This is a genomic window from Polaromonas sp., from assembly GCF_041689105.1.
Taxonomy (GTDB): Bacteria; Pseudomonadota; Gammaproteobacteria; order Burkholderiales; family Burkholderiaceae_C; genus Polaromonas.
Map to the genome: position 1 here is coordinate 1 of NZ_JBDNGU010000131.1, position 8,437 is coordinate 8,437.

The window sequence follows — 8,437 nt, forward strand, 5'->3', positions numbered from 1 at the left end:
CTGTCTTGAGATCGAACTACGCCAATGCAAGTACCTGAACAACATCGTTGAGCAGGACCACCGGGCTGTGAAACGAGTCACAGATCCGATGCTTGGATTCAAGTCTTTCTGGAGTGCGAGGAAACTGCTCGCCGGAATCGAAACCATGCACATGATCAAGAAGGGGCAGTTGCACTGCCCCAAGGTTCAAGCCATATCTGCAGCTGAGCAGTTCTACTGAATCGCCCCGGGAATTGAGGAGGCTCCAACCTTTGAGAAGATGGAGCCATGAAGAAATCAAACAAGTTTTCCCCCGAAGTACGCGAACGCGCGGTCCGTATGGTGCAGGAGCACCGAGGCGAGTACCCGTCACTGTGGGCAGCAGTTGAGTCGATTGCCCCCAAGATTGGCTGCGTGCCGCAAACCCTGCTCGAATGGGTCAAACGCAAGGAAATTGACAGCGGAGCGCGCGAAGGGGTTACCAGTTCTGAGCATGAACGCGTCAAAGCCCTTGAGCGCGAGGTCAAGGAACTGCGCCGGGCCAATGAAATTTTGAAGCTGGCGAGTGCTTTTTTTGCCCAGGCGGAGCTCGACCGCCGACTCAAGTCCTGAAGGGCTTCGTCGACCAGCATCGACAGACCTACGGGGTCGAGTCGATCTGCAAAGTGTTGCAGATCGCCCCGTCAGGCTATTGGCGCCACGCCGCCCATCATCGCAACCCCCAGCTGCGCGGTTCTCGTGCCAAACGTGACGAGACCTTGAGTCCTCAGATCGAGCGCGTTTGGCAGGCCAACAAATGCGTCTACGGCGCCGATAAGGTCTGGAAGCAACTCAATCGGGAACGTATCACCGTCGCTCGCTGCACAGTGGAGCGGTTGATGAAGCACCTGGGAATAGAAGGCGTGCGCCGTGGCAAGGTGGTGCGCACCACGATCAGCGACATGAAGGCACCATGTCCGCTGGATCGGGTCAACCGGCAGTTCAAGGCTGATCGACCCAATCAGCTCTGGGTATCGGACTTCACCTATGTCTCGACTTGGCAGGGCTGGCTTTACGTGGCCTTCGTCATTGACGTGTTTGCCCGGCGCATCGTGGGCTGGCGGGTCAGTAGTTCCATGCGCACGGACTTCGTGCTCGATGCACTGGAGCAGGCCCTGTACGACCGCCAGCCGGGCAGCGAGGATGCCTTGATTCACTATTCCGACCGGGGTAGCCAGTACGTCTCCATTCGCTACTCCGAGCGCTTGGCTGAGGCTGGCATAGAACCCTCGGTGGGTAGCACGGGCGACAGCTATGACAACGCCTTGGCCGAGACGATCAACGGGCTGTACAAGGCCGAGGTGATTCATCGCCGCTCCTGGCCAACCCGGGAGTCAGTAGAGCTGGCAACCTTGGAATGGGTGTCTTGGTTCAACCATCACCGTTTGCTCGGCCCTATCGGATATATCCCTCCGGCAGAAGCTGAGGCACACTACTATCGGCAACTCGCCAGTCAAGTCTCCATGGTGGAGGCCTGACTTAAACCAAATAGCCTCCACGGAACCCGGGGCGATTCAAGACAGTGCCCTGCCTCGTCAAAGAGTCGGGAACATTAGTTCGTTATATAAGGCTAATGATTTTCGGCTGGGCCACAAGCTTGCATCGTTCGGCAGGTGTGATACCGGTATAGGACCGCAAACAGCAACGTACGCATCTAAATCAAAACCTGCGACGCGCGCAAGCCCGGCGATGTCAGCCGGCATGTCAATCACCAGCACAGACGATGCGGCCGCATATTTCAGCCGTAGTATTCCTTCGTCGAATGCCCAATGCATTTGTTTGCTGAGACTGATCCCATTGGTGACTTGGTTACTTCCTTGACGCGACCACGGATAAATATGAGCTGCATCTATTCCTGGTAAATATCCTTTACCTAGGGAAGGAAGGCTCTCGCCAGTAAAAACACATTTGTATCTGTACGCATCACTCACAGCCTGCCTGAATCGACGCCCGTCCACCCCGCGTTCCGCCCGCCAAGCTAGCCGCTTTCGAAGTTCGCGGTTTACGTCGATCGGACTTGAAGGATCGTCTTCAGCAATCGGTGGTGGCATTAGCGCGCCAACGCCATCAACCGGAAGAGCTAAATTTTGAGTGAGCAAAACAGAGGCGCCTGGAATGCTCAAGACATGCTCAGCCGCCGCTATTAGCATCTTGTGATTCAGAGGGTTCGCATCGGCCGCGCCCTGGTGCATTGCAAGGGCATTGTTTAGTTGAGCGGATGCACCTAGTAAGCCGCTCCAAACTCCCTTAATGAATTCAAACCGATTTAACACGTCGATAGTCGCGCTTGCGGCTTGGCCGTTAATTGCAACAATTGTCCGGGGACGCAAGACTGCATTCGATGCGTTCTTGGTAACCACGTCAACGACTATTGATGAAAACGCACATCGCTTGAAATCAATAGCCCTCGCCGTTCCGCCGGTCTCTCTGATCTCCCTTATCGGTTGAGGCATGAGAAGCAATGCGGCAATCACCTTGGCAGCATGAGAGTTCGTACGGGGGTCATCCAATCGAATTCGCGCCTTGCCATCGTGCACATCAGCGACAGCATAAAGCGGAATACGCAAGTCGAGTCCGAAGTCGAATTCCAACTCCAAGCCATATAGATCGGAACCCTTGATGGGTCCATGCGAACCAGCAAGCTCATATTCGCCCCGCCCCCCACTTGGACGCAAGCGAATTTGCATTACTGATATCCCTCAGCGCGCTCAGGCGAGGTGGTCAAGTAATCTCGAATTCTTAATGCCAAACTAGCAACCACCGGAGGTGTGACCGCATTACCCAATGCATGGTAACGAGGAGAATCGATGTCCTCGTCGTGATTGACCACTTCCAATTGAGTCCAGCCCGTCGGGAACCCCATGACACCTTCACACTCAACAGGCATCAGCCGTCTAACCTCGCCCTGTTCGGGGTAGCTTACATAAGTCCGACTCCAGTCAGTACCGGTGTGCCTAGCAGAAGTCGCGTAAAGGCAATAAGCTATTTTTTGGAAGACTGGGTTTTCTTCACCAGCCCCTCTAATGACTTCCTTAAAGGGGGAAAGAGGTTTCGCCCCATTCTGTCCGTTCTCCGAATAATGCCCTGTGCCGCCGTCGGGTTTAAAAAGTATTTGGAGTGGACCGGTCCGGTCTCGATGACACCCAACAATGAAGACTCGCTGACGGGACTGAGGAACTCCGAAGTGTTGGCTGTTAAGTACACGCCATCCGACAGAATACCCGAGCTGGGCCAGCGCGCGGGTGACGACGGCAAAGTCTCTTCCTTCATGTGAGCTGAGAAGCCCTGCAACGTTTTCGAGCAGTACAACTCGGGGGCGGTGCTGCTCAAGCAATCGAGCAAAGTCATGAAAGAGACCAGTTCTTCTTCCAGCAAGCCCTGGTCTGGGTCCCATTCTGGCGAGGGAGACGTCTTGGCAAGGGAATCCTCCACTCCAGACGTCTGCACGAGGGATTGCTGTTGCGTCGAGGGTTCGGATGTCTTGAAACTTAGGGACATTAGGAAAATGCTTTCTCAGTACCTTAAGACAGAAGGGATCAACTTCGCACTGACTGACAGATTGAATGCCCGCAGCCTCAAATCCAATATCAAAGCCACCGATGCCACTGAAAAATGAAGCGTGCTTAAATTCCACGATTGCAAGTATATATGTATAAATTAACAGTGTCAGCTACTCGAATTGACCCAAGCCGATTTTTGCCTGTGGTGGAAGATTTGTCGAGCTACGTCTTAAGAAAATGGGGCGCAACTATCTCATCCCCGTCTCTCTTGCTGGAATTGTAGAAATTCCGCTTTAAATGTAGAAACGCCCCAGAACCCGAAAAGGGCGCTGGGGCGCATGGATACTGGTGGCCTGGGGCGGAATCGAACCACCGACACAAGGATTTTCAATCCTCCGGCCCCAATCGCCCGGACGGTTGAGGGCACGGAGGAAGTGCACAAAAGCAGTGGCACGCAGCAACGAAAACTACTGGATATGCACGGCTGTCTCATATCCCGTCTCATAAGCCCACGGATTAAGACAACTCGGTCCTAAATTCATAGCAACGGTGCCATATAATACGGGGTCTATAGGCCGACAACCGACGTAAACGCGCAAAAAGAGTAGAGGATTATGAGACCCAGAGGCAACCGCTGCCCGTGATGCATTCTACCGCTCAGTGCAAAAGGCTGTGGACGATGAAGGCGCCGCAGCCGCCAAGTGACGCGCTAAGCAGCTGACTAGCAAACCAGCACATTGAGGTAAATCTGGTAACGGCTGATTTTCAGAATTGCCACTTTGAATCCCGCAAATAGGGTCGATCCCAATGGTTCAGCGACCTTCGACACTGTGAATGCCAGTTTTTCTAAGTTGCGCGTAATTGCGTTTAACTTTGCGCTTAATTGTGGAGATGCCCACCCGGTGAAATTTCTCTGGCGCACCACGGGGTGCTGTTTCTTGACGAGCTGCCGGAATTTCCGCGCGCCGCGCTGGAGGCGCTGCGCGAGCCGCTGGAGTCTGGCTGCATCACGATCTCGCGCGCAGCGCAGCGCGCGGAGTTTCCGGCGCGCTTTCAGTTGATTGCCGCCATGAACCCCTGCCCTTGCGGCTACCTGGGCTCTTCGCTGCGCGCCTGCCGCTGCTCGCCAGACCAGGTGTCGCGTTACCAGGGCAAGCTCAGCGGCCCATTACTTGACCGGATTGACCTGCATGTCGAAGTCGGCGCGCTGGCCGCCGACGAACTCATCAACACGCCGCCGGGTGAAAGCACCACCAGCATCCGGCAACGCGTGGCCGTTGCGCGCGAGCGCGCGATGACGCGCCAGGGCAGCAGCAACCAGGCGCTGCAGGGCAAGGCCATCGACAGCCAGTGCCAGCTGGATGCGGCCGCAGCCAAGTTTTTAAACACAGCGGCGGCCCGCCTGGGCTGGTCGGGCCGCAGCATCCACCGTTGCCTCAAGGTGGCGCGCACGATTGCCGATCTGGCTGGTGCATCCACGGTGCAGGTCACCCATGTGGCTGAAGCCGTGCAGTACCGGCGTGCGTTGAAGGCGGCGGGCTGAGCCGCCGCCCAACGTCAGGCCAGCTTGCCATCGTAAGACAAGAAATCAGGTTGCGGCACGGGTAAGCCAAAGCGCTTGGGTGAGCGCCTGCGCTGCGCCGCTCACCCAAGCGCTTTGCGGCGGGCGTCGTCGTCTTCATCATCATGGAAGCGCCTACCCGCCAAGATCGGGCAGGCGGGGCGCTTGGCGTAGCGAAATCAAGGAGGAGGCCGCAGGCCGGGGGACATTCGCGTAGCCAAGTGCCCCGTCGGCCAGCTCCCGCCCACAAAGTGCCGCTTATCCAGCAAAACCGTATTACAAGTTCGGCGCCAGCAGCCGCTGCAAGTCTTCAGCCTTCTCACCGCGGCGTTTGGCCAGATCGTGCAACTGGTCGTCGCTGATCTTGCCGACGTTGAAATACGTGCTTTGCGGGTGGCTCAGGTAAAAACCGCTGACGCTGGCCGCCGGTGTCATTGCCAGGCTGCTGGTCAGGGCCATGCCGATGTCGCCAGCCTGCAGCAGCTCGAACATGTCTTTTTTCACGCTGTGGTCCGGGCAGGCGGGGTAACCGGGCGCCGGGCGTATACCCTGGTACTTCTCGGCAATCATGTCCTCCGGGCTCAGCGTTTCGCCGGCGGCATAACCCCACAAATCCTGGCGCACGCGCTTGTGCAGGCTTTCCGCAAAAGCCTCGGCCAGACGGTCGGCCAGCGCCTTGAGCATGATCGACGAGTAGTCGTCGTTGTCGTCGTTGAAGTATTTTTCCTTTTTCTCGGCACCCAGGCCGGTCGTGACGGCGAACAGGCCGATGTAGTCAGGCAGCATGAAGGTGTTGTGGCCCTCGGCGCCGGCATGTCCGGCACGCACGGCTTTGGTTTCAGCTGACAGCACTTTCGGCGCCACAAAATCAGCCAGGCAACGGCTGGGCCGCATCACGCCGTCGAGCGCGGTTTTTTCGGCCTGCTGGCGCAGACCGTACCAGGTCATGGCCACCTGCCTGCGCGATTCATCCGTGTAGATCTCGATGTCGTCACCGACGCTGTTCGCCGGGTACAAGCCCATGACGCCGCTGGCGGTGAGCCAGCGGCCCTCGATCAGACGCTTGAGCATGCGCTGCGCGTCGGCATAGACCCGAACGGCCTCGGTGCCCACCACCTCGTCTTTCAGGATGGCCGGGAAAGGACCGGCCAGGTCCCAGGTCTGGAAAAACGGTCCCCAGTCAATGTAGTTGGCAAGTTCGGCCAGATCAAAATTCTTGAACACCCGGCGGCCAATAAATTTCGGCTGCGGCGGCGTGTAATGCGCCCAGTCAATCGGCGTTGCATTCGCGCGGGCTTTGGCCAGCGGCCACATCGGCGTCTGTTTTTTGTTGGCGTGCTGGGTGCGCACCTTGTCATAGTCGGCATGGAGCTCGGCTATGTATTTGGCCGCCTGGTCGGAGAGCAGGCTTTGCGCCACACTGACGCTGCGCGAGGCGTCGGGCACGTAGACCACCGGGCCTTCATAGTGCGGCGAAATCTTGACGGCAGTGTGGACCCGGCTGGTGGTGGCGCCGCCAATCATCAGCGGGATCTTCTTGATGCGGAAGTGGTCGTCCTTCTGCATCTCGGCCGCGACATACTGCATTTCTTCGAGGCTGGGCGTGATCAGGCCCGACAGGCCGACGATGTCGGCGCCCTCGACCTTGGCGCGCGCGAGGATCTCGTGGCAGGGCACCATCACGCCCATGTTGACCACGTCGAAGTTGTTGCACTGCAAAACCACAGTCACGATGTTTTTGCCGATGTCGTGCACGTCACCCTTGACGGTGGCAATGATGATCTTGCCTTTGGTCTTGACGTCGCCGCCGGCGGCTTCAAGCAGCAGTTTTTCAGCCTCGATATAAGGCAGCAAATGCGCCACGGCCTGCTTCATCACGCGTGCGCTTTTAACCACCTGCGGCAGGAACATCTTGCCCTGGCCGAATAGGTCGCCGACCACGTTCATGCCGTCCATCAACGGGCCTTCGATCACATGCAACGGGCGGCCGCCGTCTGCCTGGATCGCCTGCCAGACTTCTTCGGTGTCGGTCACGATGTGTTCATTCATGCCGTGCACCAGCGCGTGCGACAGACGCTGGCGCACCGGCAGGGCGCGCCACTCGTTTTTCTTGCTCTCGTCCTTGGCACCGCTTTTTGCGGTCTCGGCCACTTCGATCAATCGTTCGCTCGGGCTCAGCTGCTGTTCGCCGTCCTTATAGACCGGCGTGCGATTGAGCACCACGTCCTCCACGCGTTCACGCAACGTCGGCTCCAGGTCGTCGTACACGCCGACCATGCCGGCGTTGACGATACCCATGTCCATGCCAGCCTGGATCGCGTGGTACAGAAACACGGTGTGAATCGCCTCGCGCACGGGGTCATTGCCACGGAAGGAAAAACTCACGTTGGACACGCCGCCCGAGACCTTGGCGCCGGGAAGGTTCTGCTTGATCCAGCGCGTGGCGTTGATGAAGTCCACCGCGTAATTGTTGTGCTCCTCGATGCCGGTGGCGATCGCAAAAATATTCGGATCGAAGATGATGTCTTCGGGCGGGAAGTCCAGCTCATCGACCAGCACGCGGTAGGCGCGCTCGCAGATTTCGGTCTTGCGTTCGTAGGTGTCGGCTTGGCCTTTTTCGTCAAAGGCCATGACGACAGCGGCCGCGCCGTAACGCTTGAGCAGTTTGGCCTGCTGCTTGAAGGGCTCCAGCCCCTCCTTCATCGAAATTGAGTTGACGATGCCCTTGCCCTGGATGCAACGCAGCCCGGCCTCAATCACGCTCCACTTGGAGCTGTCGATCATGATGGGCACACGCGCGATGTCGGGTTCGCTAGCGATCAGGTTTAAAAAGCGCACCATGGCGGCCTGGCTGTCCAGCATGGCCTCGTCCATGTTGATGTCGATGATCTGCGCGCCGTTTTCAACCTGCTGGCGGGCGACAACGAGAGCGGCTTCGAAATCGCCGTTAAGGATCATGCGCGCAAAGGCCTTGGAGCCGGTGACGTTGGTACGCTCGCCGATGTTGACGAACAGACTGCCCGCGTCGATGCCCACCGGCTCCAGGCCGGACAGTTTCATGGGGGGTACTTGAATTTCAGACATCACTCACCTTGAGAATCAAAGGTGAGCGCCGTTGCAAAGGCAGGCCGTGTGGGTCTGCTGTCACCCAAGCCTGACGAAACGGGGTTTCGCTGCAACGCTCCTTGGGTTGGGCGTATTTTAGACCAAGCAGTGGCTCAGGCAGTCAGCCGCGTCAGCGCTTCCTGGTACTTGGCGGCGGTTTTGTCGACAACTTCCTGCGGCACGCGTGGCGCCGGGGGTGTTTTGTCCCAGGGCTTGCCGTTGACCAAGGTCTGCTCCAGCCAGTCGCGCACAA

Annotated in this window: 5 protein-coding genes, 2 pseudogenes, 1 riboswitch and 1 other annotated feature; of the genes and pseudogenes, 3 read left to right on the forward strand and 4 right to left on the reverse strand. The window is 57.9% G+C overall.

Annotated elements, in window-relative coordinates; genetic code table 11:
- Both ACESMT_RS13980 and ACESMT_RS13985 read left to right on the forward strand, forming a co-directional pair.
- Nucleotides 1-220, forward strand: a 220-nt coding sequence (locus ACESMT_RS13980) for a DDE-type integrase/transposase/recombinase (RefSeq protein ID WP_372827203.1), incomplete at its 5' end; no start/stop codon positions are given.
- 47 nt (nt 221-267) lie between these two features.
- Nucleotides 268-1,496 (forward strand): IS3 family transposase gene (locus tag ACESMT_RS13985; RefSeq protein WP_372827204.1). Its coding sequence is split into 2 segments (ribosomal slippage): nt 268-556 and nt 556-1,496, totalling 1,230 coding nucleotides; the frame shifts between segments, so codons are not numbered across the junction.
- Nucleotides 546-662, forward strand: a sequence feature (AL1L pseudoknot). (Overlaps the previous gene by 117 nt.)
- A 57-nt stretch (nt 1,497-1,553) precedes the next feature.
- On the opposite strand, the gene ACESMT_RS13990 is transcribed toward ACESMT_RS13985, so the two are convergent.
- Nucleotides 1,554-2,705, reverse strand: a complete 1,152-nt coding sequence (locus ACESMT_RS13990) for an HNH endonuclease (RefSeq protein WP_372827205.1) — start codon at nt 2,703-2,705, stop codon at nt 1,554-1,556.
- Nucleotides 2,705-3,652 (reverse strand): DNA cytosine methyltransferase, encoded by a 948-nt coding sequence (locus ACESMT_RS13995; RefSeq protein WP_372827206.1) that lies wholly within the window; start codon nt 3,650-3,652, stop codon nt 2,705-2,707. The genes ACESMT_RS13990 and ACESMT_RS13995 overlap by 1 nt, the downstream gene beginning before the upstream one ends.
- 764 nt (nt 3,653-4,416) lie before the next feature.
- Between ACESMT_RS13995 and ACESMT_RS14000 the strand changes: the two are divergent.
- A pseudogene (locus ACESMT_RS14000) lies at nt 4,417-5,061 on the forward strand (ATP-binding protein); the annotation flags it as partial.
- 294 nt (nt 5,062-5,355) lie between these two features.
- Here the strand turns inward: ACESMT_RS14000 and metH are convergent.
- A complete protein-coding gene (metH, locus tag ACESMT_RS14005; RefSeq protein ID WP_372827207.1) occupies nt 5,356-8,139 on the reverse strand; it encodes a methionine synthase in 2,784 nt (927 codons plus the stop codon).
- Nucleotides 8,140-8,179: 40 nt separating this feature from the next.
- A riboswitch (S-adenosyl-L-homocysteine riboswitch) is annotated at nt 8,180-8,272 on the reverse strand.
- Nucleotides 8,273-8,297: 25 nt separating this feature from the next.
- Nucleotides 8,298-8,437: pseudogene (locus tag ACESMT_RS14010) on the reverse strand (phosphoribosylaminoimidazolesuccinocarboxamide synthase); the annotation flags it as partial.